Below are 25,039 nucleotides of genomic sequence, written 5' to 3'. Positions count from 1 at the left end.
CGGGAAGCGAAGTCTCAGCCGAACAGCGCGGGGATCTTCAGCACGAGCTCGTAGAGCCCGTAGGCGAACGGCACGCCGACCCACAACCAGGCCAGGACGGCGCCGACCCACTGCACCGGCCCCCAGGTCGACGACCCGCCGGTCTCGGCAACGCTGCTCACGCGGTCTCCTTCTGCTGTGTGGGGCCCTGGGCGGCCGCCGCCGTGGGCTCGTGGAACTTCCCGTCGACCGGCTTGATCAGCTCGTTGCAGACGAACGCGATGACCAGCAGGACGATCATGATGACGAACGCGGTCGTGTACCGGGCGGGGCCCTCGACGCCGGCGTCGATCCGCGCGTCGGCGATCGCGTTGACGATCAGCGGCCCGAGGACGCCCGCGGTGGACCACGCCGTCAGCAGCCGGCCGTGGATCGCGCCGACCTGGTAGGTGCCGAACAGGTCCCGCAGGTACGCCGGGACGGTGGCGAACCCGGCGCCGTAGAACGACAGGATCAGCACCGCGGCGACGATGAACAGCGCCCGCGACTGGTTCGGGATCAGCGTGATCAGCAGGTACAGCAGCGCGCCGACGCCCAGGTAGATGCGGTACATGTTCTTGCGGCCCAGCACGTCCGACAGCGACGACCAGGCGATGCGCCCGGCCGAGTTCGCCAGCGACAGGATCGCGACGAACCCGCCGGCCGCCGCGGCGAGGGTGGCCGTGGCGCCGTTCTCGGCGAAGAAGTCCTGGAAGATCGGTGAGGCCCGTTCCAGGATGCCGATGCCCGCGGTGACGTTGAAGCACAGCACCACCCACAGCAGCCAGAACTGCGGCGTGCGGATCGCGTTGTTCGCCGAGACGTTCCCGGTCGAGATCATCCCGCTCTTCCTGGCCGTCGACGGGTCCCAGCCCGGCGGCGTCCAGCCCTCGGCGGGCACCCGGATGAGGATCCAGCCGACCGACATGAAGACCAGGTAGATCAGGCCCATCGTGAGGAACGTGGACCCGATGCCGGAGGACGTGGCGTCGTCACCGGAGCCGCCGAACGCCGACAGCAGCGAGTTGGTGAGCGGGGTCGCGATGAGCGCGCCACCGCCGAAACCCATGATCGCCAGGCCGGTGGACAGGCCGGGGCGGTCCGGGAACCACTTGATCAGCGTGGAGACCGGCGAGATGTAGCCGATGCCCAGGCCGATGCCGCCGACGAAGCCGTAGCCCAGCACGACCAGCCAGTACTGCTCGGCGTAGAGGCCGAGACCCGAGATGAGGAACCCGGCGACGAAGCAGCTCGACGCGACGACCATCGCCCAGCGCGGGCCGTTGCTGTCGACCTTCGTGCCGAACAGCGCCGAGGACAGCCCCAGCATGATGATGCCGAGGGTGAAGGGCAGCGCCGTGGCGACGCCCGACAGGTTGAGCGCGGTCGCCAGCGGGGTCTTGAAGACGCTCCAGGCGTAGACCTGGCCGATCGCCAGGTGGATGGACAGCGCCGCCGGTGGGACGAGCCAACGGCTCCATCCGGGTGGAGCGACGATGCGCTCACGCGTGAGAAATCCGGACATCTCGCCCCTCCGTCGACTGTTGACGGAGCAACGCTAAGTAGTGCGGAAGGGTGCGGCAACCCGAGCCGGTCTCGATACGACAACGCCGGTCCCACCTGCTGGTGGGACCGGCGTCGGGTCGGTGCGTGCGGCGGCTCAGGCCGAGCGGTCGCGGCGCTCCCGGCGCTGCGGCTGGCGCGGGACGATCGTCGGGTTGACGTTGTCCTTCACCGTCTGGGCGGTCACGACGACCTTCGCCACGTCGTCGCGGCTGGGGATGTCGTACATCACCGGGAGGAGGACCTCCTCCATGATCGCCCGCAGGCCACGGGCGCCGGTACCACGCAGGATCGCCTGGTCGGCCACGGCGTCGAGGGCGTCCTCGGCGAACTCCAGCTCCACGCCGTCCATCTCGAACAGCTTGCGGTACTGCTTCACCAGGGCGTTCCGCGGCTCGGTCAGGATCTTGACCAGGGCGTCCTTGTCGAGCGAGGTCACCGAGGCGACGATCGGGAGCCGGCCGATGAACTCGGGGATCAGGCCGAACTTGATCAGGTCCTCGGGGAGGGTCTCCGCGAAGCGCTCCGCGGAGTCCAGGTCCTTCTTCGAGCGGATGTCGGCGCCGAAGCCGATGCCGGACTGCCCGACCCGCTCGCCGATGATCCGCTCCAGCCCGGCGAAGGCGCCGGCCACGATGAACAGGACGTTCGTCGTGTCGATCTGGATGAACTCCTGGTGCGGGTGCTTGCGACCGCCCTGCGGCGGGACGCTCGCGGTGGTGCCCTCGATGATCTTCAGCAGCGCCTGCTGCACGCCCTCGCCGGACACGTCACGGGTGATCGACGGGTTCTCCGACTTCCGCGCGATCTTGTCGACCTCGTCGATGTAGATGATGCCGGTCTCGGCGCGCTTCACGTCGTAGTCGGCGGCCTGGATGAGCTTGAGCAGGATGTTCTCGACGTCCTCGCCCACGTAGCCGGCCTCGGTGAGGGCGGTCGCGTCGGCGATGGCGAACGGGACGTTGAGCATCTTGGCCAGCGTCTGCGCCAGGTAGGTCTTGCCGCAGCCGGTGGGGCCGAGCATCAGGATGTTCGACTTGGCGATCTCGATGCCGTCGGAGGCGTCGCCGCCCGCGGCACGGCTGCGCTCGCCGGCCTGGATGCGCTTGTAGTGGTTGTAGACCGCCACCGACAGCGTGCGCTTGGTGGTGGCCTGACCGACGACGTACTGGTCGAGGAACTCGTGGATCTCGGTGGGCTTGGGCAGCTCGTCGAGCTTGACCTCACCGGCCTCGGCCAGCTCCTCCTCGATGATCTCGTTGCAGAGATCGATGCACTCGTCGCAGATGTAGACGCCGGGGCCGGCGATGAGCTTCTTGACCTGCTTCTGGCTCTTCCCGCAGAACGAGCACTTGAGCAGGTCCCCGCCGTCGCCGATGCGTGCCATAGGTGTCGATCCCCAGTCCTGGTCCGGCGTTCTCGCGTCGCGCCCGTCGCCCCGTGCCGGGTTGACGGTACCTGCCCGCGGCCCGTACGGGGACCGGAAGCGGTGTCCGGTTCCCCGGCGGGTCGCCGGGCGGTCACCGGCGGCCGGATCCGGCCGCCGGTGACCCGGGTGTCACTTGCCGCCGGCGGTACCGGACAGCTTGCGGCTCTGCACGATCTCGTCGACCAGGCCGTAGTCCTTGGCCTCCTCGGCCGTGAGGATCTTGTCCCGGTCGATGTCCTCGCGCACCTGCTCCGCGGTCCGGTTGGAGTGCCGCGCGATGACCTCCTCCATCCGCTTGCGGATGCGGGAGATCTCCGCCGCCTGGATCTCCAGGTCCGACACCTGGCCGTACACGCCCTGGGTGGCCGGCTGGTGGATCAGGATGCGGGCGTTCTCGACCGCCATGCGGCGGCCCGGGGTACCGGCGCACAGCAGCACGGCCGCCGCCGACGCCGCCTGCCCGAGGCAGACGGTCTGGATGTCGGGCCGGATGAACTGCATCGTGTCGTAGATCGCCATCAGCGACGTGAACGACCCGCCCGGCGAGTTGATGTACAGCGAGATCTCGCGGTCCGGGTCGAGCGACTCGAGCACCAGCAGCTGGGCCATGGTGTCGTTCGCCGAGGTGTCGTTGATCTGCTCACCGAGGAAGATGATGCGCTCCTCGAAGAGCTTGTTGTACGGGTTCGACTCCTTGACCCCGTAGCTGGTGCGCTCCACGTACGACGGGAGCACGTACCGGGAACGGGCCGGGTCCGGCGCCCAGCCGCCGGGGCCGCGCAGGTCGGTCATCGACTCCGGGTGGCGCGGGTCGAAGGTGCTCACTGGGCGCTCCCGTTCTGCTCGCCGATCCGGCCCGCGTGCGTGACGACGTGGTCGACGAAGCCGTAGTCCTTGGCCTCCTGCGCGGAGAACCAGCGGTCGCGGTCGGAGTCACGCTCGATGGTCTCGACCGACTGACCGGTGTGCTGGGCGATCAGCTCCGCCATCTCCCGCTTGGTGCGGCGGAACTGCTCGGCCTGGATGGTGATGTCGGCTTCCGTGCCGCCGACGCCGGCGGACGGCTGGTGCATCATGATCCGCGCGTGCGGCAGCGCCGAGCGCTTGCCCGGGGTGCCCGCCGACAGCAGGAACTGCCCCATCGACGCGGCCATGCCCATCGCCGTGGTCGCCACGTCGCACGGGATCAGGTTCATCGTGTCGAAGATGGCCATGCCGTCGGTGACCGAGCCACCGGGCGAGTTGATGTAGAGCTCGATGTCCTTGTCCGGGTCCTCGGCCGCGAGCAGCAGCATCTGCGCCGCGATGCGGTTCGAGATCTCCGCGTCCACCTGCTGACCGAGCACGATGATGCGCTGCTGGAGCAGGCGGTCGTACACGGAGTCGGACAGCGACATAGCGCTGATGCCGGACCGCATCTGCGGCCCGGTGCCGCGGCCCGCGGACGGGCCGGTGTCCTGCTGGCTCACTTCACCCTGCTTTCCGAAGTCGGGCCCGCTCCCGCGGCGCGGACGCCGTGGGAGGGGGTCCCGGAGTCTTCCTCTGGATCGCTCTCGGTTCTCCGGTGTCGGGTCTTGCGAACCCGTTCACGGTCCGGTGGGGACCGGTTCGGGGCCGACCCTACGCGGAGCGGGGGCCCCGCGTAGGGAACGACGCCCGATGTTCGCCGACAGCGCACGGCACGTCGTGCGAGGCCGGGTGACGACGGCCGGTCAGGCCTTCGCGTCGGCCTTGTCGGAGGCCTTGTCGGAGGCCTCGTCGCTGGTGGTCTCCGCGGTGGTGTCGGCGGTGTCGGCGGCCTCGTCGGCGGTGTCGGCGGCACCGTCCACATCGGTCGCGGGGACCTCCTCGACGGTGGTCTCGTCCTCGTCCGGCCCGAGCAGGTCGGACAGGTCGACGACCTCGCCACCCGGGAGGGTGACGGTCGCCGCGCGCACGGCGGTGATCAGCGCCTTGGAGCGGCGCACGTCCTGGTAGATCACGCCGAGCTGGCCGGCCTGCTGGATCTGCTGGACGAACTGCTCGGGGGCCATGCCGTACTGCTGGGCCTGGTACATGATCCGCTCGGTGAGCTCCTGGTCCCCGACCGAGATCTCCTCGCGGTCGGCCAGGGTGTCGAGCACGAGGCGGTAGCGGACGGCCTTCTCGGCCTCCTCGCGCGTCTCGGTGTCGAACTGCTCGCGGGTCTTGTCCTGCGAGGAGAGGAACTCGCCGAACTTGTCCTCGTCGTGGTCGAAGGCGTGCACCGCGTCGTGGGTGCGGGTCTCGACCTCGGCCGCGACGACCGACTCCGGCAGCGGCACCTCGGTGTCCTCGACGAGCTTGTCCAGGAGACGGTCGCGGGCCTGCGCGGCCTGCTCCATCCGCTTGGACCGGCCCAGGCGCTCGCGCAGGTTCTCGGTCAGCTCGTCGAGGGTGTCGAACTCCGACGCCAGCTGGGCGAACTCGTCGTCGGCGTCGGGGAGGTTGCGCTCCTTCACGGTGGTCACCTTGACGGTGATCTCCGCGTCGGAGTCCGCGTGCTCGCCGGCGACCAGCTTCGAGGTGAAGGTCTTCTCCTCGCCGGCCGACATGCCCTCGAGGGCCTCGTCGATGCCGTCGATGAGACCGCCCTGGCCGACCTCGTAGGAGAAGCCGGTCGTGGTGGCCTCCTCGATCGGCGTGCCGTCGACGGCGGCGGAGAGGTCGATCTGGACGTAGTCGCCCTTCTGCGCCGGGCGGTCGACACCGGCCAGGGTGCCGAACCGGGCGCGCAGCTGGTCGAGCTGCTCGGTGACCTCGTCCTCGGTCACCTCGGTCTCGTCGACCTCGACGGTCAGGCCGTCCAGGTCGGGGAGGGTGATCTCGGGGCGGACGTCGACCTCGGCGGTGAACGCGATGCGCTCGCCGTCGGCGATCTCGGTGACCTCGATGTCGGGCCGGCCGATCGGCTTGACGTCCTCGGACGTCACCACGGCCTCCTGGTACTTCACCGGGATCGCGGCGTTCACGACCTCGTCCAGGACGGGGCCACGGCCGATCCGGGCCTCCAGGATGCGGGCCGGCGCCTTGCCCGGGCGGAAGCCGGGGATGCGGACCTGCTGGGCGATCTTCTTGTACGCGCGGTCGAAGTCGGGCTTGAGCTCGTCGAACGGCACCTCGACGTTGATCCGGACGCGCGTCGGGCTGAGGTGCTCGACGGTGCTCTTCACGGTGGAACTCCTTGGGGCGGTACGAGTGATGCATCGGGCCGCGGCTCGCGCGGCCCCCGGTCGGTGGCCCCGCCCGCCGGCGCCGGACGATCCCGGCTCTCGCGCCGGGCGTCCCGTGCCACCGGCCGCCGGGTACGTGGGACGCGCCCGGTGACGGCGGGGCTCGCGCGAGTCTAGGCGAGCCCGGTCACCGTGCGACGGCCCGGGCGCGGGTCACGGTGCGGCGGGGCCCTCGACACCGCCGGCCGCACCGACGCCGGCGACGGTCACGTCCACGGCCAGGGTGTCGTCACCGAGGACGGCGCGGACCCGGTCGGCGACCTCGTCGGCGACCTCCGCGAAGGGCCTGCCCAGCCGGAGGACGACGGCGATCTCGACCGGGTCGGCCAGCCGCACACCCTGGACCCGGTGCCCGGGCAGGTACGACGCGATCGCGCCGAACGGGCCGCCGTCGAGGCGCAGCACCGAGGGGTGGGCCAGCACGGCGTCCGCGACGGCCTGCGGGCCGGGTCCTGCGGCGGGGTCGGTCACGGGGCCGGACCTTAGCGACAGACGACGGCGGCGGCACCCCGCTGTGGGGTGCCGCCGCCGTCGTGGTGCGCGGGTCAGCTCTTGAAGGTGTCCTTGAGCTTCTCGCCGGCCTGCTTCAGGTTGCCGGTGGCCTGGTCGGCCTTGCCCTCGGCCTGCAGGTCCTTGTCGTCGGTCGCCTCGCCGGTGGCCTCCTTGGCCTTGCCACCCAGCTCCTCGGCCTTGTTGCTGATCTTGTCTCCGAGACCCATGGAACTCACCTGCTTCCCGGTCGCGTGTCCGGCGGGCGGGGGTGCCCGCCGGTCGCTACCGTCCTCGACGAGTGGGGACTACCCCCACCTTCCACCGCTCACACCCCGACGGGGCCGTCCATGGTGAACGCGCAGGTCAGCGGCCCACCGGCCGCCCGACCACCGAGCCCTGACGTGCCGTCGGCACAGCCGGCACGGGTGCCGTCGCGGGCCGAGCTGGACGAGACCACGCTGGTCGTCCGGGCCCAGGACGGCGACGTCGGCGCGTTCGAGGAGCTGGCCCGCCGCCACCAGAACGCCCTGTTCCGGGTCGCGGTCCGGGTCCTCGGCGACGCCACCGACGCCGAGGACGCCCTGCAGGACGCGCTCATCGACGCCTGGCGGCGGATCGGCACCTTCCGCGGCGAGGCGGCCTTCTCCACCTGGATGTACCGGATCGTCACCCACCGCTGCACCGCACTGGCACGGCGGAGACGACGGACCGACCCGCTCCCGACCGACGACGGTCCGGGCGCGCCGGCCGACGACCGCTCCCCCACCCCGGAGCGGGCCGCCGAGGTCGACGCGGAGATGGCGGCACTGTCGCGGGCGGTCGCGTCGCTGCCGGAGGATCAGCGCACGGCGTGGGTGCTGCGGGAGCTGGAGGGGCTGGGCTACAGCGAGATCTCCCAGATCACCGGGGCGGGCGAGACCGCCGTCCGCGGCCGGATCCACCGGGCGCGCGGAGCACTGGCGGAGAGGATGCGGGCATGGCGGTAGGGAGGACCGGGGCGGACCGCGTCGAGCCGCTGGCCTGCGGCCGGGACGCCGCCGACGTCTGGGACCACGCGGAGGAGGGCGTGCTCGACGAGCACGAGCTGACCTGTCCGCACTGCGTGCGCGCACGCGCCGACCACGACCGGCTCGGCGGGCTGGTGGCGAGGATGGCGGCCGAGCCGCTGCGGCCGCCGCCGTCGGTGCTGGAACAGGTGATGGGCGCGGTCGTCGCGGACCTGCGCCCGCACGAGCTGCTCACCCTCGGCCCGGACGCGTGGCTCGGCAGGCCAACCGCCGAGGCGGCGCTGCGCCACGTCGTGGACACGATGGACGGGCTGCGGGCCCGCCGCTGCCGGATCGAGCAGCTCCGCGACCCGGACGGTTCCGCGGACGGCCCGCCCGCGGTGTGGGTGCGGGTGACGGTCGCCGCGCGGTTCGGCGTCGACCTCGCGTCGGTCACCGCCCGCGTCCGGCAGATGATGATCTCGGCCGGGGACCGCACGCTCGGCGTGCCGATCGCCGGGGTGGACATCCTCGTCGAGGACCTCTGGGAGGAGCCGGCATGAGCGGGCCGACGACGGTGTCCGTCTCCGACCTGGCCGTCGCGCGGGTGGCGGCGCGACGGGTCCGGCGGGTCCCGGGGGTCGTGGCGCTGATGGGCGACGTCGCGCACACCCTGCTGGGACTGGCCGCGGACTGGCTGCCCCGCGACCCGGTGCCCGAGGAGCTGCGGGTGCAGGGCCTGGTCGCGTCGGTGCACGGGCACGAGGCCGAGATCCGGGTGACGGTGGGTGTGCGGTTCGGCACGAACTGCGCCGAGCTGGCCGAACGGGTGCGCCGGGAGGTGGCCGAGGAGGTCGCGACGGTGTGCGGCCTCGACGCCCGGGTGCGGGTCACCGTCGCCGACATCGTGCTGCCGGCCTGAGCTCCGCCCGGCGCCGCCCTGGCACGCCTGCGCCGCCTGCGCTGCCTGCGACCCGGGGCGCTGCCGGGCCGCGCCGGAGGACGGGGCGGTGCCGGGGGGCGGTGTCCGGGGGCGGTGCGGTGTCCCGGTCAGGCGCGGCCGGCGAGCACGCAGTCGCCGCAGGTCCCGCCGCCGGGGGCGCGGACGTAGAGGCAGCAGGAGCGGCGCCGGAACGCCCACTCGGTGTCCGGGTCGGTGTCGTCGAGACGGAGCAGGCGCCCGGTCGCCCCCGAGGGCAACGGCCCGCGCAGCACCGGGTGGTCGACGAGCGCGTCGAGCAGGGCCAGGTACCGACGCCGGTCCGGGCGCCGCACGGCCTCCATGACCCGCGCCGCCCCGCCGATCGAGGACACCACGTTGCCGCGCAGCACCCGCGGCGACACCGCGGCGCGGACGGCGACGGCGGCGTACAGCGGCTCCAGATGGGCGTCGGCGAGCTCCCGGGCGAGCAGGTCCGCGGCGCCCGCCGGGTCGACGGCGACGTCCGGGGTGGCGATGCCGGTGGTCCCGGCGGGCAGGGCGGCCGCCCACGGGTCGGCTGCGCCCGGGTCCCGGCGCAGCTCCCCGAGCGACGGGAGGACACCGTGCAGGGCCACGGCCGCGAAGGGCATGGACACGATCCGCGCCGCGAGCCCCATCACCGCGACCGATGCCCCGACCCGCCGGTCCCCGCCGAGCGCGGTGGTGACCTCGTCGATCCGCCGGCCGAGCGGGTCCGGGCCACCGACCACGGGCGCGGCGTAGAGCGCGTCCCACCGGACGGTGCCGGACGCGGCGGGCGTCGCCACCGCGAACCAGGGACCGATCGTGGCGACATCGGCGAGCACCGCGGCGACCCGTTCGTCGGACACCCGGTCGGGTGAGGACGGCGGCGGCCCGGCGGCGGGCGTGTGCGGCGACGCGTTCATCGCGCCCAGTCTCCCCCGGTTCCCGGGACGCGGCGCGTAACGACCCGCTCCCGCACGGCGATCCCACGCAGTAGACGGCACTTCCCGACGGATGGTCACGCTCGGCTCACCGTCCGGACACGGGACGGCAACGTTGACCTGCTCGCATGGTCAGCGATCCACATCACGGGACAGGTGGGCCGCTCTCAGTAGCGCACCACGGTTGCGACGTGCGACTCTGTGCACTCGCCAGACCGCACTCGCCGGGGTGTGCGGTCGAACCGTGCCGCAGGAACGGCCGGGTACTGGAAGTCAGCGCCCGGCCGCTCGGCGTGCCCGGAGGAAGATTCCGTCCGCCGGTCACCCACCCGGCGGCACGGTGCACCTGAACGGCCCTCGTCGCACGTCCCACTCGGGCTGCGCGCTGTACTCTGAGAACCCTTTTCGGACCGCAGCGAGCTTGCCTGTCCGGGTCGTCCGATGCGGGTGGCTCCAGGTGCACCGAGACGACAGGAGGAGCAGTTGGCCGCGATCAGTGACCAGACGCGTCGCCCCTCGCCCGGTGGGCTCTACGCCGCCGATCACGAGCACGACGCCTGCGGTGTGGCCATGTTGGCCGACGTCACCGGCAAGCGCAGCCACGCCATCGTGCAGAAGGCCATCGAGGCCCTGCTGCGACTGGAGCACCGCGGTGCACGTGGCGCCGAGTACAACACCGGTGACGGTGCCGGGATCCTGATCCAGGTCCCGGACGCGTTCTACCGCGAGGTCACCGACTTCGACCTGCCCGCGGAGGGCGCCTACGCCACCGGCATCGCGATGCTGCCGCGTGACGAGGCCGAGGCCGCCGCGGCGATCGAGCGGATCGACGCGCTCGCCGCCGAGGAGGACCTCACGGTCCTCGGGTGGCGCGAGCTCCCGACCGACCCCGACGCCGCGGACCTGGGCTCCATCGCCCGGAACGCCATGCCGGGCTTCCGGCAGCTGTTCGTCGGTGGCGTGGAGCTGACCGGGGACGCCCCGGAGAGCGCGCCCGCCGGCATCGACCTGGAGCGCCGCGCGTTCTGCTTCCGGAAGCGGGTCGAGCACGACACCGAGACCTACTTCCCGTCGCTGTCGCCGCGCACCGTCATCTACAAGGGCATGCTCGCCGAGCCGCAGGTCGCGGCGTTCTACCCCGACCTGAACGACGAGCGCGTGACCTCCGCGCTGGCGATCGTGCACTCGCGCTTCTCGACGAACACGTTCCCGGCGTGGCCGCTGGCGCACCCGTTCCGCTACGTGGCGCACAACGGTGAGATCAACACGCTGCGCGGCAACCGGAACTGGATGGCGGCCCGCGAGTCGCTGCTGGAGTCCGCGAACCTGCCCGGCGACCTGTCGCGGCTGACCCCGATCGTCACCCCGGACGCGTCGGACTCGGCCACCTTCGACGAGGTCCTGGAGCTGCTGCACCTGTCCGGTCGCAGCCTGCCGCACGCGGTGCTGATGATGATCCCGGAGGCCTGGGAGCACAACACCGAGCTGGACCCCGCCCGGCGGGCGTTCTACGAGTACCACTCCACCCTGATGGAGCCGTGGGACGGACCGGCCCTGGTGGCGTTCACCGACGGCACCCGGATCGGTGCGGTCCTCGACCGCAACGGCCTGCGCCCGGCCCGCTACTGGGTCACCGAGGACGGCCTGGTCGTGCTCGCCTCCGAGGTCGGCGTGCTGGACGTCGCGCCCGACAAGGTCGTCCGCAAGGGCCGCCTCGAGCCGGGCCGGATGTTCCTCATCGACACCGAGCTCGGCAAGATCGTCGACGACGACGAGGTGAAGGGCGCGCTGGCGGCCGAGCACCCGTACGCCGACTGGCTGCACGCCGGCCTGATCCGGCTCGACGAGCTGCCCGCCCGTACCCGCGAGACCCCGACCCACGAGACGCTCAACCTGCGCCAGCAGGCCCTCGGCTACACCGAGGAGGAGCTCAACGTCCTGCTCCGCCCGATGGCGGTGTCCGGGGCCGAGCCGATCGGCTCGATGGGCAACGACGCGCCGCTCGCCGCGATCGCCGAGCGCCCGCGCCAGCTCTACGACTACTTCATCCAGCTGTTCGCCCAGGTCACCAACCCGCCGCTGGACGCGATCCGCGAGGAGCTCGTCACCTCGCTGTTCAGCCAGCTCGGGCCGGAGCAGAACCTGCTCGACGCGACGCCGGCGCACTGTCGGACCATCGTCGTGCCGTTCCCGGTGCTGACCAACGACGACCTGGCGAAGATCGTCCACATCAACGACGACGGGGAGTTCCCCGGCTTCGCCTCGCACGTCGTCCGCGGCACCTTCACCGCCCGCGACGGCGGCAAGGGCATGCTCTCGCGGCTGGCCGAGATCAAGCAGGAGGTGTCCCGCGCGATCGAGAACGGGGCCCGCCTGATCGTGCTGTCCCAGCGCGGGGTGGACGCCGAGCACGCGCCGATCCCGTCGCTGCTGCTCACCGGCACCGTGCACCACCACCTGGTCCGGGAGCGCTCGCGTACCCGGGTCGGGCTGGTCGTGGAGTCCGCGGACGCCCGCGAGGTCCACCACATCGCGCTGCTGCTGGGCTACGGCGCCTCCGCGGTGAACCCGTACCTGGCGATGGCCACGGTCGAGGACCTCGCCGAGCGCGGCGACATCCCCGGCGTCGACGGCCCGACCGCGGCGAAGAACCTGGTCAAGGCGCTCGGCAAGGGTGTCCGCAAGACCATGTCGAAGATGGGCGTCTCGACGGTCGCGTCCTACACCGGTGCGCAGATCTTCGAGGCCGTCGGCCTGGGCTCCGAGGTCATCGACGCGGCCTTCCGCGGCACCGCGTCGCGGATCGGCGGCGTCGGCTTCGACGTCCTCGCCGAGGAGGTCCTGGCCCACCACCGGCGCGCCTACCCCGCCGACGACGTCCGTGCCTCGCACCGGGCGCTGCCGGTCGGCGGCGAGTACCAGTGGCGCCGCGAGGGCGAGCTGCACCTGTTCAACCCGCAGACCGTCTTCAAGCTGCAGCACTCCACCCGGGCCGGGAAGTACGAGGTCTTCAAGGAGTACACGAAGGCCGTCGACGACCAGGCGAAGCGGCTGATGACGCTGCGCGGCCTGTTCCGCTTCAAGGACGGGCGCGAGCCCGTGTCGATCGACGAGGTCGAGTCGATCGAGTCGATCATGACCCGGTTCGCGACCGGCGCGATCTCCTACGGCTCGATCTCCCAGGAGATGCACGAGACCCTGGCGATCGCGATGAACCGCATCGGCGGCCGGTCCAACACCGGTGAGGGCGGCGAGGACCCGGACCGCTTCACCCCGGACCCCAACGGCGACTCGCGGCGCAGTGCGGTCAAGCAGGCGGCGTCCGGCCGGTTCGGCGTCACCTCCGAGTACCTGGTCAACGCCGACGACATCCAGATCAAGATCGCCCAGGGCGCCAAGCCCGGTGAGGGCGGTCAGCTGCCCGGCAGCAAGGTCTACCCGTGGATCGCGACCACTCGGTACTCGACGCCGGGCGTCGGCCTCATCTCGCCGCCGCCGCACCACGACATCTACTCGATCGAGGACATCAAGCAGCTCATCCACGACCTGAAGAACGCCAACCCGCGGGCCCGCATCCACGTGAAGCTGGTGTCCCAGGTCGGCGTCGGGACCGTGGCGGCCGGTGTGTCCAAGGCGCACTCCGACGTCGTGCTGATCTCGGGCCACGACGGCGGCACCGGCGCCTCGCCGCTGTCCTCGATCAAGCACGCCGGCGGCCCCTGGGAGCTCGGCCTGGCCGAGACCCAGCAGACGCTGATGGCCAACGGGCTGCGCGACCGGATCACGGTGCAGGCCGACGGCCAGCTCAAGACCGGCCGTGACGTCGTCATCGCGGCGCTGCTCGGCGCCGAGGAGTACGGCTTCGCGACCGCCCCGCTGGTCGTGTCGGGCTGCATCATGATGCGCGTCTGTCACCTCGACACCTGTCCGGTCGGCGTCGCGACGCAGAACCCGGAGCTGCGCAAGAAGTTCAACGGCAAGGCCGAGTACGTCGTGAACTTCATGCGGTTCGTCGCGCAGGAGGTTCGCGAGATCCTCGCCGAGCTGGGCTTCCGCTCGCTCGACGAGGCGATCGGCCGGGCCGACGTGCTCGACGTCGACACCGCGGCCCAGCACTGGAAGTCCAAGCACCTGGACCTCTCGCCGATCTTCAAGATCGCCGACGTGCCGGACGACGCGCCGCGCAAGCGGACCCGCGAGCAGGACCACGGCCTGGACAAGGCGCTGGACAACACCATGATCCAGCTGGCCGAGGGCGCACTGCGCAACGGCGACCGGGTCCGGCTGGACCTGCCGGTGCGCAACGTCAACCGCACCGTCGGCACGATGCTCGGGTCCGAGCTGACCCGGGCACACGGCGGCAAGGGCCTGCCCGACGACACGATCGACATCACGCTGACCGGCTCGGCCGGCCAGAGCTTCGGTGCGTTCGTGCCCAAGGGCATCACGCTGCGGCTGGTGGGCGACACCAACGACTACTTCGGCAAGGGGCTGTCCGGTGGCCGGCTGACCCTGCGGCCGGACCCGTCGTCGCCGTTCCCCGCCGAGGAGAACGTCATCGCCGGCAACGTGATCGGCTACGGCGCGACCTCGGGCGAGATGTTCATCCGCGGTGTCGTCGGCGAGCGGTTCTGCGTCCGGAACTCGGGTGCGGTGGCCGTCGTCGAGGGCGTCGGTGACCACGGCTGCGAGTACATGACCGGTGGCCGGGTCGTCGTCCTCGGGCGGACCGGGCGGAACTTCGCCGCCGGCATGTCCGGTGGCGTCGCCTACCTGCTCGACGTCGACCGCAACCGGGTCAACCCGGAGATGGTCGACCTCGACCCGCTCGCGGACGAGGACCGGTCGATCGTGCACGACCTCGTCGAGCGGCACCACGCCGAGACCGGCTCCGCGGTGGCGCACGCGCTGCTCACCGACTGGGACAACGCGGTCGAGCGGTTCGGCAAGGTCATGCCCAAGGACTACAAGCGCGTGCTGCTCGCGACGGAGAACGCCGAGCGCGAGGGCCGCGATGTCAACCAGGCGATCATGGAGGCTGCTCATGGGTGACCCCAAGGGCTTCATGACCACTCCCCGGCAGACGCCGACCCGGCGGCCGGTGGACCTGCGGCTGATGGACTGGCGCGAGGTCTACGAGGACTTCCCGAAGCAGACCCTCGAGAAGCAGGCCGGGCGCTGCATGAACTGCGGCATCCCGTTCTGTCACCAGGGCTGTCCGCTGGGGAACCTCATCCCCGAGTGGAACGACCTGGTCTACCGCCGGGACTGGCGCGAGGCGATCGAGCGGCTGCACGCCACGAACAACTTCCCGGAGTTCACCGGGACGCTGTGCCCCGCCCCGTGCGAGGCGGCGTGCGTGCTCGCCATCAACGACGACGCGGTCACGATCAAGCAGGTCGAGATCGAGATCATCGACAAGGCGTGGGACGAGGGCTGGGTGCCCCCGATGGTCCCGGAGGTGAAGACCGGGAAGAAGGTCGCCGTCGTCGGGTCCGGGCCGGCCGGGCTGGCCGCCGCCCAGCAGCTGACCCGGGTCGGGCACGACGTCGTCGTGTTCGAGCGGGCCGACCGCATCGGCGGGCTGCTGCGCTACGGCATCCCCGAGTTCAAGATGGAGAAGGCGCGCCTGGACCGGCGCCTGGAGCAGATGGTCGCCGAGGGCACCCACTTCCGGGCCTCGGTCGACGTCGGCACCGACATCACCGTCGAGCAGCTGCGCGCCGACTTCGACGCGGTCGTCCTCGCCGGCGGCGCGACGGCGTGGCGCGACCTGCCCGCCGAGGGCCGCGACGCCGAGGGCGTCTACCAGGCGATGGAGTTCCTGCCGTGGGCCAACCACGTGCAGCAGGGCGACCTCGACGCACCGCCCATCTCCGCCGAGGGCAAGGACGTCGTGATCATCGGCGGCGGTGACACCGGCGCCGACTGCCTGGGCACCTCGCACCGTCAGGGTGCGCGCTCGGTGACCCAGCTGGAGATCATGCCGACCCCGCCGGAGCACCGCACCGAGAACATGCCGTGGCCGACCTACCCCATGGTCTACCGCGTCTCCTCGGCCCACGAGGAGGGCGGCGAGCGGCTGTTCTCGGTCAACACGACCGAGTTCGTGAAGGACGCCGACGGCAAGCTCGCCGGCATCCGGATCGTCGAGGTGAAGCGCGGGGAGTCCGGCTTCGAGCCCGTCGAGGGCACCGAGCGGGAGCTCCCGGCGCAGCTGGTGCTGCTCGCGATGGGCTTCGTCGGCCCGGAGAAGGGCGCCCTGCTGAACGACCTCCAGGTCGACCTCGACGAGCGCGGCAACGTCGCCCGCGACGAGCGCTACATGTCCTCGGTCGACGGCGTGTTCGTCGCCGGTGACATCGGCCGCGGCCAGTCGCTGATCGTGTGGGCCATCGCCGAGGGCCGCTCCGCGGCAGCGGGTGTGGACGAGTGGCTCACCGGCCGCTCCGTCCTGCCCCGCCCGATCAACCCGGGTGACCGGCAGATCGCCTGACGTCGTACGCACCCCGAGGGGCCCGGCCGCACCGGCCGGGCCCCTCGCGTGTGTCCGGGTGTATGTCGGGGCGTCCGTCCGGATGTCCGTCCGGTCAGTCCATGCGGATCAGCTCGAAGGCGTCGTCGCCGATCCAGATCCGCACGCCCTCGGCGTCGTCGGAGATGTAGCCGTCCTCCTCCTCGCCGAGCTCGCGGATCGCGCCGAGCGCGAGCCGGTCGAACTCGACGACGCCGTCGCCCACGTCGACCGGCCGGTACTCCCGGGCCAGCAACGCGGTGCGGCACTCCGTCGCCAGCCACGCCGCGTTCTCCGTACCGACCTCGACCCGCCACCGCTCATCACGCATGTGACCAGTATGGCCTGCGTCACTCCGTCCGTCGCCGGTCTTCTACCGGCGGTCGTGACGCACTGCTCCTCATCGGACGCCCACCGCGAGCTGCTCCCGCCCGTCGCGGGCGCGGCGCCGCTCACGGTGGCGGGCAAGACAAGGACCACTGCACCCACAACCCGACGGCAGGTCGGGCGTTGAACCCCGTGACCGGCATCTGCAGAACCGGGAGCCCCTGTCGATGCCGGGCACCATCGGGTCATCGGGTACCGCGGCCACGCGCCGCGGGCCCGATGCCCGGTGGTGTAGTCCCCGCCCGCGCGACCGATGAGATCGCCGGGGCCCGCCGGTCATAGGTGGTGAGCGCCCCGGAGCCGCCGGGGCCGTGCTCACGGAGGCACCATGACCACCCCCTCCCCCACCCGCCGCATGCCGGTCGCCGCGCACCGCGCACTGTGGGTGCTCCAGATCCTGCTCGGACTGTTCTTCGTCCTGGCCTCTGCCCTGCCGAAGTTCTGGGGCGACCCGTTCGCCGTCGCGATCTTCGACGGGATCGGCCTCGGCCAGTGGCTGCGCTACGTCGTCGCCTTCCTCGAACTGGCCGGCGGGATCGGGCTGTGCATCCCGCGCCTCGCCGCCCCGGCCGCCACCGGGCTCGTCCTGCTGATGATCGGTGCGGCGCTCACCCAAGCCTTCGTCCTGCACGGCGGGGTACTCGTCGTCACGCCCCTCGTCCTCGGCGCCCTGGCTGCCGTGATCGCGGTCACGCGACGGAACGAGACGCTCACCACGCATCGCTGACCTGCGTTTACGCTCAGCGATCGTCGGGCATGCCCAACGGGAGAAGACCGTTCCGGATACCCCGGTTCGCCCAGTCAGTCCCGTACAGGGGAGGAACCCGCCATGGCCGACCGCCACGTCAAGCCGGTCGACGACGGCTGGACCGTCGAGAAGGAAGACGCCCGACGCCCGAGTGCCCGTACGAGCACCCAGGCCGAGGCCATCACCCGGGCGGTGGAGATCATCGCCAACGACGGCGGCGGCAACCTCGTCGTCCACGGTACCGACGGCTCGGTGCGCGAGCGCCGCTCCATCGAGCCCGACGCCGACGCCGGCACCGCCACGAAAGCCGCCGCGGGCGCCACCGCCGCCGCGGTCAAGGACACCGCGTCGAAGGCCGCGGACACGACCGGGAAGGCCGCCGACTCGATCGGCTCCGACACCCGGACGACCGCCAAGAAGGTCGCCGGCGAGACCGGTGACGGCGTTTCGAAGGCCGCCGACGCAGTCAAGGAGGGCGCCGACACGGTGGCCGCCGAGGCGCGCAAGGTCAACACGAACGGCAAGGCCCCGAAGAACGCCGGCAAGGCCGCGGCCCGGGCGGCCAAGGCCACCGGTGAGCAGCTCGCCGGCACCGCCGAGCGGACCGGCAAGCAGGTCGCCGGCGAGGCCCGGGCGTCCGCGGAGCGATCCGCCGAGACCGTCAAGGCCGTCGCCGACCAGGGCGCCGAGTCCGCGGTGCGCACCGCGGACCGGGCCGCACGGGTGAGCGCTCGCGTCGAGGACGACCTCGACGACCAGGGGGCCCGCCTGGCCCGCAGGCTGTACGAGAACGGTGAGCGTGCCGCCTCGCAGCTCGACGACTTCGCCCTGCGCGTCTACAAGCCGCTGAACCCGATCCGGTTCACCAGCCGCGTCGCCGCCGGGGCGGTCGCCACCGCGTTCGGCGTGACCGGTGCGGTCACCGCGCGCGCGGGCAAGCTGTTCCAGCGCGGGACCCACAAGGCCACCGGCCGCTGAGTCCCCGCAGTACCACGACGGTGCCCCCGCCGACCTCGTCGGCGGGGGCACCGTCGTGTGTGGTCAGGACGTCGGGCGCAGCACGTAGTCGCCGGTGTCGTCGCTCCACTCCATCTCGATGAGATCCCGGGCGCGGGCCGCCTTCGCGAAGGACAGGAAGCTGCCGAAGCCGTAGCGCTTCTCGGAGAAGTCCGGCACCCGCTTCCGGAGCTGGTTCTTCAGCCCGGACAGCTGCGGCGGGTCCCCGGCCGCGGCGATCTCCCGCACCACGTCGACGAGCAGCGCGAACGCGTCGTGGTCGGCGTCCGGGTCGTCGGGCAGCGCCACCTCGGGGTCGCCCTGCGCCGCACCGGTGGTCAGCGTGACCGCGCCGCGGTCCTGCAGGTGGCGCAGCAGCTCGCCGAAGCCGCGGAACCCGTGGTCGGACTCGTCGAAGGTCGGGTCCTTGCGCAGGATCGCGCGCTTGAGCCGGGACGCCAGGACCGGACCGTCGGCCTGGCGGGTCAGCCCGCCGAGGGTGCTGACGACGAGGCCCGCGAGGTCGCGCTCCTCGGCCCCGGTGGTGGCGGTGTCGTCGCTGCCGTCGGAGAAGGTGACGTCGAACGGGTCCGGCGGGACGACCGGGACCGGTTCCGGCTCCGGGGTCGCGACCGGGGCGGGCGTCGGGACCGGTCCCGCGGCCGGAGCCGGTGCGGGGCGGGGGCTCCCCCGGCGACGACGCGGCGGCGCGGGCGCCTGGGTCGGCTCGACACCGGGGAGCCGGTCGTAGAACAGGAACTCGTCGCAGGCGGGCGGCAGCAGCGCCGAGGTCGAGGACTGCACGCCGATCCCGATGACGCGCTTGTCCAGCTCACGCAGCTTGTGCATGAGCGGGGTGAAGTCGGAGTCGCCGGTGCCGATGGCGAAGGTGGTGATGAACCCCCGCTCGTAGGCGAGCTCTATCGCGTCGACGGCGAGCTTGATGTCCGCCGCGTTCTTGCGGGAGCCGCCGATCCGCTGCGGGATCTCGATGAGCTCGACCTGGGCGCGGGCCATCAGGCGGCGGTCCTCGTCGAAGGAGGACCAGTCGGCGTAGGCGCGGCGGACGACGACCCGCCCGCGCTCGGCGAGCGCGTCGGCCACCGGGCCGAAGTCGAACGGCACGACCCCGAGCCCGTCGCGGGCGCCGATCGCGAGGTTCTCGTAGTCGAGCAGCAGTGCGATGCGTTCGTCCTCGTGGGCCACCGCGGAATCCTAATGCGCTGGCCCGGGCGGCCGCCCGCAGGGCACGCTGCACCGATGCGCGCGGAGGACGTCGAGGACGCGGTGGCGGTCCTGGTCCGGGCCCTGGAGCCGGTGCCCGACGACGGCTGGTCCGCCCCGGCCGGACCGCTGGAGTGGTCGTGCCGGGACACCGCGGTGCACGTCGCGGACGACCTGTTCGGCTACGCGGCCCAGGTGGCGCTCGCCCCCTCCGACCGCTACCCGCCGTTCGAGATCGTGGTGCCCGAGGGCGTCGGCACCGCCGGGCTGCTGCAGGTCGTCGCGACGGGCGGGGCGATGCTCGCCGCGGCCGTCCGGACCGCGCCGCCGGGGGTGCGCGGCTGGCACCCGTTCGGCGACGCGGACGCGGCCGGGTTCGCGGCGATGGGCGTCGTCGAGGTCCTGGTGCACACCCACGACATCACCCGCACGACCGCCCCGGGGTGGACGCTGCCCCCGGAGCCGTGCCGGGACGTGCTCGCCCGGCTGTGGCCCGGCGTCGACGCGGGCGACGACCCGGCCGGGGCGCTGCTCCACCACACCGGCCGGGCGTCGTGGCGCGGTGTGCCCGCCCCCGTCCGGTGGCGCTGGCACGGCGCGCCGCGCTGAGGGCGGTCGGTTCCCGCCCGGCCCCTCACCGGCTGCTCTGCCCACCGGCCGGCCTCTCACCGGCTGCCCTGTGATCGTCGACGCCACGTCCGCGGCGACCGGACCGGCATCACCCGTCGGGACGGTGAACTCAGCGGATCCTCACCGGGTTCTCACCCGGGCCTCACGGCGGCACGGGATGATCTCGCGGGCACGACACGAGGAGAACCGTCCATGGACGCCGGCACCACCGGGATCGACGCGGTCCCGATCACCACGTGGCCGTTCGTGACGGGGTTCGTCCGCGCCGGAGTGGTGGTCCTCGTGCTGGTCGTCCTGGGGGGGGCGGCGGGCCGGGCGGTCCCGGCACCGGTCGCTGCGGATCCTCGCCCGGCTGGGCGCGACGGGCGTCGTCGCGGTGGTGCTGCTGGCGAACACCCTGGTCGGGGTGAACGCCGCGCTGGACTACCTCCGGACCGTCGGTGACGTGGCCGGGACCGGACCGGCCGAGGGGATCGGGGTCGCGCAGCTGCTGCTGAGCCGGAAGGTCCCGGCGACCGGTCAGGTCGTGGAGGTCCCCATCCCGGGGACGGCGTCGCACTTCGCGGCCCGGCCCGCGGTCGTGTGGGTGCCGCCCGCCTGGTACCAGCGACCCCGGCCGCAGCTGCCGGTGATCGTGCTGCTGCACGGGACCCCCGGACGTCCGGTGGACTGGGTGGACTCCGGGGGCGCCGCCGACGTCGCCGATGCCTGGGCCGCCCAGCACCACGGGGTCGCGCCGATCCTGGTGATGCCCGACGTCAACGGCACCTACACCGCGGACTCCGAGTGCGTCGACTCCCCGACCGCGAAGGTCGAGACCTACCTGACCCGCGACGTGCCGCGGGTGGTGAGCAGGCTGTTCGGGACCCGGCCACCGGGACCGGCGTGGGCGGTCGCGGGACTGTCCGAGGGCGGCAGCTGCGCGGTGATGCTGGCACTGCGCCACCCCACGGTCTTCGCCACGTTCGGCGACTACGCCGGGCTGCTCGGCCCTCGGGTCGGGGATTCCAACGGCGGGGTCCCGGACACCGTCGCCGAGCTGTTCGGCGGGTCGCAGGCCGCGTTCGCCGCGCACGACCCGGCGACGCTGCTGGCCGCGAACCGCGCCCCCGGGATCGCCGGCTGGTTCGAGGCGGGCGACGCCGACACCGACCCGGCCGCCGCCGCACGCACCCTGTCGGCGGTGGCGACCCGGGCCGGTGTGGAGAACCGGCTGGTGATCGTGCCCGGGGGTGGGCACGACTTCGACCTGTTCTCCCAGGCGCTGGCGGACTCCTACCCCTGGCTCGTGGGACGGGTGTCGGTCCCCGCGCCCTGACCCGGGGTCACGGGGCGCCGAAGCCGGCCGCCCCGAGGACCTGACGGCCCTCGTCGCCGTTCACGAACTGCACCCACTTCTGCGCCAGCTCGGCGTTCCTCGTGTTCTTCAGGACGACGATCGGGTACTCGTTGACCGCCTGCGACGCCTGCGGGATGTCGACCCCCTGCGCCTGCCCGCCGGACGCGGTGACGTCGGTCCGGTAGACGAGCCCGGCGTCGGCGTTGCCGGTGGTGACCTTCTGCAGCACCGACTTGACGTCCTGCTCCTCGGAGACCGGCCTGATGTCCACGCCGGCGGCCTGCTCGACCTTCTCCGTCGCCGAGCCGCACGGCACCTGCGGGGCGCAGACCACCGTCCGCAGGTCCGGCTTCGTCAGGTCCTGCAGCGACGCGATCCGCTTCGGGTTCTGCGGCGCGACCGCGATCTGCAGGGTGTTGGTGGCGAAGACCTCGGGCTGCCCCTGGGCGTTGCCCGCGTCGGTCACCTTGGTCATGTTGTTCTGGTCGGCCGAGGCGAACACGTCGGCCGGGGCGCCCTGGTTGATCTGCTGGGCCAGGGCCGAGGACCCGGCGAAGTTGAACACCACGTCGGTGCCGGGGTTGGCGGCCTCGAACTTCTTCTCCAGGTCACCGAAGGTGCCGGTCAGCGACGCCGCGGCGAACACCGTCAGCGTGCCGCCCTGCGCCTGCCCGCTCGGCTGGGCGGCGGTCCCGCCGTCACCGTCTCCCCCGCCGCAGCCCGCCACTGCGAACAGCGCCGTCACCGCCAGCGCGGCCCCGGCCACTCGTCCTCGGATCCTCACGAACACCCTCCCGGGATCGACACCTCGCGCCGTTCATGGATCACGAACTGCGGCTCGGCGGGCATCTTATGCACGCAATCGCCCACTGCACACCACCGATCGGCACGCAGGGCCGGTTCTCCGCGCCGTGGCCCGGTCGCCGACTCTCAGTGATCGCTCAGCGTTCTCTGGGGTTGCTCTGCGCAACGACCGGAAGGCTCCACCGCGGCGGCGGATCATGCCGCCACGACGCAGGAGGACGACGGCGCATGGTGCTGGAGACGCTGGTCCCGCCGGGGGCCGTGGCCCCGGGTACGACGGCGGGGGCCACCGGCGGGCGGGACGGGGCCACCCCGGATCCGGCGGTGCGGCGATGAGCGCGGTCGAGACCACCGTCGAGATCGCTCCGGCGTCGGGGCCCTCGCGGCGACGCCGGCGTCGGCGCCGGGCGGGCGCGGCCCTGGCGGTGCTCGTGGTGCTGCTCGGCGGCGCGGGGGCCGGGATCGGCGCGGTGACCCTGGCCGCGCCCCCCGGGACCGGTCCGATCGAGGCGACCGCCGAGTGGGCCCGCGACCACGGGCTGAACTGGCTGGTGACCGGTCTGGAAAAGCTCCAGTACGCCGCGGACGCGCCGTCCGAGGGCGGTACCCCGGCCGGTGGGATCCCGCGGGCTCCGGGTGCGCTGCCCGACCCGGCGACGACACCGCCGCTCGCCCCGGTCGCGGCCGGTGCTCCGCTGCCCGGGGAGGGCGTGTGGCAGACCGTGGTCGCCGACCACGGGCGGCCCGCGGTGCAGGTGACCACCCTGCGGGTCGACGACACCCACACCTCCTACCTCGCCGGGGTGCTGCGGATGGATCCCGCGCTGGTGCGGGGCACCCTGCATCCGGGCGTCGGCGAGCCGGCCGGGCACTGGCGTGCGTCGACGTCGCTGGCCGGACGGGCCGGTGACGGGGTGGCGGTGGCGTTCAACGGCGGGTTCAAGCTGTCCGACCCCAGTCACAACGGCTACTACGCCGAGGGCCGTACGGTCGCGCCGCTGCTGCCCGGCAAGGCCAGCCTGGTCCTGCACACCGACGGCCGGGCCGACGTCGGGGCCTGGGGTACCGAGGTCGGGATGGGACCGGACGTCGCGAGCGTGCGGCAGAACCTGCTCCCGCTCGTCGACGACGGCGCGGTGAACCCGACGTGCGCCACGGGCGGCACCGCGGAGTGGGGCAGCACGATCGGACAGAACGCGTTCGTCCACCGTTCCGGGTTCGGCGTGACCGCCGACGGCACCGAGGTCTACGTCGCCGGGCCGGCCCTGTCGGTGTGCACGCTGGGCAGGCTGCTCGCCGACGCGGGGGTGGTCCGCGGCATGGAGCTGGACATCAACCCGGCCTGGGTCAGCGGGACCTACTTCCACGACCGGCCCGGGCACGCCCCGCAGGGGTTCTCGCTGTTCCCGGCCGAGCAGGTGCCGCCGACCCACTACCTCACGCCGACGATGCGCGACTGGTTCGCCTGGTACCTGCGGTCGTGACCGGCCGGCGGGTCCCGCCGGGGACGGGTCAGTCCTCGGGCGGGGCCTCACCCAGCTCGTCGGCGTCCGCACCGGCGGCGGCGATCTCCTCCTTGACCACCCCGTAGGCGACCCCGGGGCCGTAGCCCTTGCGCGCGAGCATGCCGACCAGCTTGCGGGCACTGGACTGCCGCTCCTCGCGGCTCCCGACGGGCAGGCTCCGCAACCGCCGCACGACGAGCTCACGGGCCCGGTCACGTTCGGAGGCGTCGTCGATGCCGGTGAGTGCCTCGTCGGCGATCTCGCGGTCGACGCCCTTGCGGTGCAGCTCCATCGCGATCGCCCGCTTGCCGAGGCCGCGGTGACGGTGCCGGGACCGGACCCACTGTTCGGCGAAGGCCTGGTCGTCGACGAGGCCGACCTCGTCGAACCGCTCGAGGACGCGGTGCGCGACCTCGTCGGGGATCTCCTTGCGGCGCAGCGCGTCGCCGAGTTCCTTGACCGTGCGGGCGCGGTCGGTGAGCAGGCGCAGGCAGATGTCGCGGGCGCGGCTCTCCTGCTCCTGCGGTGTCTCGACGCGCGGGGTGCGCTCCTCGCTCCGGCGGCTCCCCCGGCCACGACCCTCGCCGCGACGACGGCCACGGGAGGCGGCGCCCGTCTTCTCGGTGCCCGTCGCTTCGGTGCCCGGCCCAGCAGGTCCGGTGCTCCGGGACAGGTCGGCCGCGGCGTGCGGAGTGGTCGTGGCCGCCGCGGTACCCGCACCGGTCACGGCCGCTGCGGTGGTCGGGCGCCGGCGGGGGGTCGCACGGTCGCGGCGGGCTCCGCCGCGGTGTGTGCCCCGTCCCGAGAGCTCCTCGAACGAGACCACGCGGGGCGCGCCGGATCCGTCGCCACCACCGTCCGTGCCGCTGCCCGCAGCGGGGCCGGGGGCGGGGTCGTCGAAGGTCAGCCTGCGGACCGGGGCGGGCTCCGCCACCCCGTCCGTCGCAGCGTCGGCCGCCGGATCCGTCGGCCGGGCCGCCGACGGGTCGGTGATCGTCGGGGGGGACCCGTCGGTGCCGCTGAGCGTCGCGAAGGAGACCTGATGCGGACTCGTGTCCCACCCGGGGACGGACGAGGGCTCCGCAGCGGGCTCCCCCGGCTCGTCGCCGGTCGGATCGACGGTCCGGATCGCAGGCGGATCCGGTGCGTCGGCACCCGACGGGGTCACGCCGAACAGGTCGTCGAGCGGGACGGTGCGGGGCCCGGTCGGCTCCGCACCGTCCCGTCCGGACGTGCCTCCGGACCCGTCGTGGTCGCCGGTCACGC

General features: G+C 72.7%; 23 protein-coding genes. 10 read left to right on the top strand and 13 right to left on the bottom strand.

The features are described from left to right. Window positions 1-14: 14 nt before the first annotated feature. The 8 genes from Ae717Ps2_RS37235 to Ae717Ps2_RS06765 all read right to left on the bottom strand — a co-directional run bounded on the left by Ae717Ps2_RS37235 (window position 15) and on the right by Ae717Ps2_RS06765 (window position 6,980). Window positions 15-161, bottom strand: a complete 147-nt coding sequence (locus Ae717Ps2_RS37235) for a hypothetical protein (protein ID WP_020625699.1) — start codon at window positions 159-161, stop codon at window positions 15-17. Further along, window positions 158-1,543 (bottom strand): OFA family MFS transporter, encoded by a 1,386-nt coding sequence (locus Ae717Ps2_RS06795; RefSeq protein ID WP_075333143.1) that lies wholly within the window; start codon window positions 1,541-1,543, stop codon window positions 158-160. Before Ae717Ps2_RS06795 ends, Ae717Ps2_RS37235 begins: the two co-directional genes overlap by 4 nt. 135 nt (window positions 1,544-1,678) lie before the next feature. Next, the gene (gene clpX, locus Ae717Ps2_RS06790; RefSeq protein ID WP_075311281.1) at window positions 1,679-2,968 is read right to left on the bottom strand and encodes an ATP-dependent Clp protease ATP-binding subunit ClpX; all 1,290 of its coding nucleotides are present in this window, start codon (window positions 2,966-2,968) and stop codon (window positions 1,679-1,681) included. A 171-nt stretch (window positions 2,969-3,139) separates the two neighbouring features. Next, window positions 3,140-3,802, bottom strand: a complete 663-nt coding sequence (locus tag Ae717Ps2_RS06785; RefSeq protein WP_051050275.1) for an ATP-dependent Clp protease proteolytic subunit — start codon at window positions 3,800-3,802, stop codon at window positions 3,140-3,142. Between the two features lie 29 nt (window positions 3,803-3,831). Beyond that, window positions 3,832-4,428, bottom strand: a complete 597-nt coding sequence (locus tag Ae717Ps2_RS06780) for an ATP-dependent Clp protease proteolytic subunit (protein ID WP_043280209.1) — start codon at window positions 4,426-4,428, stop codon at window positions 3,832-3,834. Window positions 4,429-4,722: 294 nt separating this feature from the next. Beyond that, window positions 4,723-6,201, bottom strand: coding sequence for a trigger factor (tig, locus tag Ae717Ps2_RS06775; RefSeq protein WP_075311279.1), 1,479 nt, complete (start codon window positions 6,199-6,201; stop codon window positions 4,723-4,725). 213 nt (window positions 6,202-6,414) lie between these two features. Then, window positions 6,415-6,732, bottom strand: a complete 318-nt coding sequence (locus Ae717Ps2_RS06770; RefSeq protein ID WP_075311278.1) for a hypothetical protein — start codon at window positions 6,730-6,732, stop codon at window positions 6,415-6,417. A 74-nt stretch (window positions 6,733-6,806) separates the two neighbouring features. After that, a complete protein-coding gene (locus Ae717Ps2_RS06765; RefSeq protein WP_020625706.1) occupies window positions 6,807-6,980 on the bottom strand; it encodes a CsbD family protein in 174 nt (57 codons plus the stop codon). Window positions 6,981-7,154: 174 nt separating this feature from the next. Between Ae717Ps2_RS06765 and Ae717Ps2_RS06760 the strand changes: the two genes are divergently transcribed. Genes Ae717Ps2_RS06760 through Ae717Ps2_RS06750 form a run of 3 tightly spaced genes read left to right on the top strand, consistent with a single transcriptional unit; the run spans window position 7,155 to window position 8,661 of the window. Further along, window positions 7,155-7,739 carry an RNA polymerase sigma factor gene (locus Ae717Ps2_RS06760; protein WP_233147472.1) on the top strand — a complete coding sequence of 195 codons (585 nt, stop codon included), beginning with the start codon at window positions 7,155-7,157 and terminating at the stop codon, window positions 7,737-7,739. Then, window positions 7,730-8,302 (top strand): hypothetical protein, encoded by a 573-nt coding sequence (locus Ae717Ps2_RS06755; RefSeq protein WP_020625708.1) that lies wholly within the window; start codon window positions 7,730-7,732, stop codon window positions 8,300-8,302. Before Ae717Ps2_RS06760 ends, Ae717Ps2_RS06755 begins: the two co-directional genes overlap by 10 nt. Next, window positions 8,299-8,661 (top strand): Asp23/Gls24 family envelope stress response protein, encoded by a 363-nt coding sequence (locus Ae717Ps2_RS06750; protein WP_075311276.1) that lies wholly within the window; start codon window positions 8,299-8,301, stop codon window positions 8,659-8,661. Before Ae717Ps2_RS06755 ends, Ae717Ps2_RS06750 begins: the two co-directional genes overlap by 4 nt. 128 nt (window positions 8,662-8,789) lie before the next feature. Here Ae717Ps2_RS06750 and Ae717Ps2_RS06745 read toward each other — a convergent pair whose 3' ends face one another. Next, window positions 8,790-9,608: a (2Fe-2S)-binding protein gene (locus tag Ae717Ps2_RS06745; protein ID WP_075311275.1), complete on the bottom strand. Its 819-nt coding sequence runs from the start codon at window positions 9,606-9,608 to the stop codon at window positions 8,790-8,792. A 588-nt stretch (window positions 9,609-10,196) separates the two neighbouring features. On the opposite strand from Ae717Ps2_RS06745, the gene gltB reads away from it, so the two are divergent. Both gltB and Ae717Ps2_RS06735 read left to right on the top strand, forming a co-directional pair. After that, the gene (gene gltB / locus Ae717Ps2_RS06740; RefSeq protein ID WP_369804868.1) at window positions 10,197-14,678 is read left to right on the top strand and encodes a glutamate synthase large subunit; all 4,482 of its coding nucleotides are present in this window, start codon (window positions 10,197-10,199) and stop codon (window positions 14,676-14,678) included. Beyond that, the gene (locus Ae717Ps2_RS06735; RefSeq protein WP_020624139.1) at window positions 14,671-16,122 is read left to right on the top strand and encodes a glutamate synthase subunit beta; all 1,452 of its coding nucleotides are present in this window, start codon (window positions 14,671-14,673) and stop codon (window positions 16,120-16,122) included. The genes gltB and Ae717Ps2_RS06735 overlap by 8 nt, the downstream gene beginning before the upstream one ends. Before the next feature lie 94 nt (window positions 16,123-16,216). Here Ae717Ps2_RS06735 and Ae717Ps2_RS06730 read toward each other — a convergent pair whose 3' ends face one another. Next, window positions 16,217-16,471: a hypothetical protein gene (locus Ae717Ps2_RS06730; protein ID WP_020624140.1), complete on the bottom strand. Its 255-nt coding sequence runs from the start codon at window positions 16,469-16,471 to the stop codon at window positions 16,217-16,219. A gap of 384 nt (window positions 16,472-16,855) precedes the next feature. Between Ae717Ps2_RS06730 and Ae717Ps2_RS06725 the strand changes: the two genes are divergently transcribed. Continuing rightward, the gene (locus Ae717Ps2_RS06725) at window positions 16,856-17,254 is read left to right on the top strand and encodes a DoxX family protein (protein WP_075311274.1); all 399 of its coding nucleotides are present in this window, start codon (window positions 16,856-16,858) and stop codon (window positions 17,252-17,254) included. Window positions 17,255-17,356: 102 nt separating this feature from the next. Then, on the top strand, window positions 17,357-18,253 hold the full coding sequence (locus Ae717Ps2_RS38120) for a DUF2188 domain-containing protein (protein ID WP_020624142.1): 897 nt from the start codon (window positions 17,357-17,359) through the stop codon (window positions 18,251-18,253). 63 nt (window positions 18,254-18,316) lie between these two features. Here the strand turns inward: Ae717Ps2_RS38120 and Ae717Ps2_RS06715 are convergent, their stop codons facing one another. Then, the gene (locus Ae717Ps2_RS06715) at window positions 18,317-19,477 is read right to left on the bottom strand and encodes a PIN domain-containing protein (RefSeq protein WP_020624143.1); all 1,161 of its coding nucleotides are present in this window, start codon (window positions 19,475-19,477) and stop codon (window positions 18,317-18,319) included. 54 nt (window positions 19,478-19,531) lie between these two features. Here Ae717Ps2_RS06715 and Ae717Ps2_RS06710 point away from each other — a divergent pair, with 54 nt between their 5' ends. Then, complete coding sequence (locus tag Ae717Ps2_RS06710; RefSeq protein ID WP_043278606.1) at window positions 19,532-20,104, top strand: maleylpyruvate isomerase N-terminal domain-containing protein; 573 nt, start codon at window positions 19,532-19,534, stop codon at window positions 20,102-20,104. A gap of 400 nt (window positions 20,105-20,504) precedes the next feature. Next, on the top strand, window positions 20,505-21,443 hold the full coding sequence (locus Ae717Ps2_RS06705) for an alpha/beta hydrolase family protein (RefSeq protein WP_233147471.1): 939 nt from the start codon (window positions 20,505-20,507) through the stop codon (window positions 21,441-21,443). Window positions 21,444-21,450: 7 nt separating this feature from the next. On the opposite strand, the gene modA is transcribed toward Ae717Ps2_RS06705, so the two are convergent. Continuing rightward, the gene (gene modA, locus Ae717Ps2_RS06700; protein WP_075313024.1) at window positions 21,451-22,248 is read right to left on the bottom strand and encodes a molybdate ABC transporter substrate-binding protein; all 798 of its coding nucleotides are present in this window, start codon (window positions 22,246-22,248) and stop codon (window positions 21,451-21,453) included. Between the two features lie 352 nt (window positions 22,249-22,600). On the opposite strand from modA, the gene Ae717Ps2_RS06695 reads away from it, so the two are divergent. Beyond that, complete coding sequence (locus tag Ae717Ps2_RS06695; protein ID WP_075311272.1) at window positions 22,601-23,752, top strand: hypothetical protein; 1,152 nt, start codon at window positions 22,601-22,603, stop codon at window positions 23,750-23,752. A gap of 28 nt (window positions 23,753-23,780) precedes the next feature. Here Ae717Ps2_RS06695 and Ae717Ps2_RS40245 read toward each other — a convergent pair whose 3' ends face one another. Further along, window positions 23,781-25,037, bottom strand: coding sequence for a regulatory protein RecX (locus tag Ae717Ps2_RS40245; protein ID WP_075311271.1), 1,257 nt, complete (start codon window positions 25,035-25,037; stop codon window positions 23,781-23,783). Window positions 25,038-25,039: the final 2 nt, after the last annotated feature.

It is taken from the genome of Pseudonocardia sp. Ae717_Ps2 (assembly GCF_001932475.1).
Classification (GTDB): Bacteria; Actinomycetota; Actinomycetes; order Mycobacteriales; family Pseudonocardiaceae; genus Pseudonocardia.
Note: the sequence above shows the minus strand (reverse complement) of the source record. Positions and strands in the feature narration are given on the sequence as shown.

Excerpts from the sequence above, each read along its gene's own strand:
- Ae717Ps2_RS06795 (WP_075333143.1), bottom strand. The coding sequence starts at position 1,543 with ATGTCCGGATTTCTCACGCGTGAGCGCATCGTCGCTCCACCCGGATGG.
- clpX (WP_075311281.1), bottom strand. The coding sequence starts at position 2,968 with ATGGCACGCATCGGCGACGGCGGGGACCTGCTCAAGTGCTCGTTCTGC.
- Ae717Ps2_RS06785 (WP_051050275.1), bottom strand. The coding sequence starts at position 3,802 with ATGACCGACCTGCGCGGCCCCGGCGGCTGGGCGCCGGACCCGGCCCGT.
- Ae717Ps2_RS06780 (WP_043280209.1), bottom strand. The coding sequence starts at position 4,428 with ATGCGGTCCGGCATCAGCGCTATGTCGCTGTCCGACTCCGTGTACGAC.
- Ae717Ps2_RS06765 (WP_020625706.1), bottom strand. The coding sequence starts at position 6,980 with ATGGGTCTCGGAGACAAGATCAGCAACAAGGCCGAGGAGCTGGGTGGC.
- Ae717Ps2_RS06755 (WP_020625708.1), top strand. The coding sequence starts at position 7,730 with ATGGCGGTAGGGAGGACCGGGGCGGACCGCGTCGAGCCGCTGGCCTGC.
- Ae717Ps2_RS06750 (WP_075311276.1), top strand. The coding sequence starts at position 8,299 with ATGAGCGGGCCGACGACGGTGTCCGTCTCCGACCTGGCCGTCGCGCGG.
- Ae717Ps2_RS06745 (WP_075311275.1), bottom strand. The coding sequence starts at position 9,608 with ATGAACGCGTCGCCGCACACGCCCGCCGCCGGGCCGCCGCCGTCCTCA.
- gltB (WP_369804868.1), top strand. The coding sequence starts at position 10,197 with ATGTTGGCCGACGTCACCGGCAAGCGCAGCCACGCCATCGTGCAGAAG.
- Ae717Ps2_RS06735 (WP_020624139.1), top strand. The coding sequence starts at position 14,671 with ATGGGTGACCCCAAGGGCTTCATGACCACTCCCCGGCAGACGCCGACC.
- Ae717Ps2_RS06730 (WP_020624140.1), bottom strand. The coding sequence starts at position 16,471 with ATGCGTGATGAGCGGTGGCGGGTCGAGGTCGGTACGGAGAACGCGGCG.
- Ae717Ps2_RS06725 (WP_075311274.1), top strand. The coding sequence starts at position 16,856 with ATGACCACCCCCTCCCCCACCCGCCGCATGCCGGTCGCCGCGCACCGC.
- Ae717Ps2_RS38120 (WP_020624142.1), top strand. The coding sequence starts at position 17,357 with ATGGCCGACCGCCACGTCAAGCCGGTCGACGACGGCTGGACCGTCGAG.
- Ae717Ps2_RS06710 (WP_043278606.1), top strand. The coding sequence starts at position 19,532 with ATGCGCGCGGAGGACGTCGAGGACGCGGTGGCGGTCCTGGTCCGGGCC.
- Ae717Ps2_RS06695 (WP_075311272.1), top strand. The coding sequence starts at position 22,601 with ATGAGCGCGGTCGAGACCACCGTCGAGATCGCTCCGGCGTCGGGGCCC.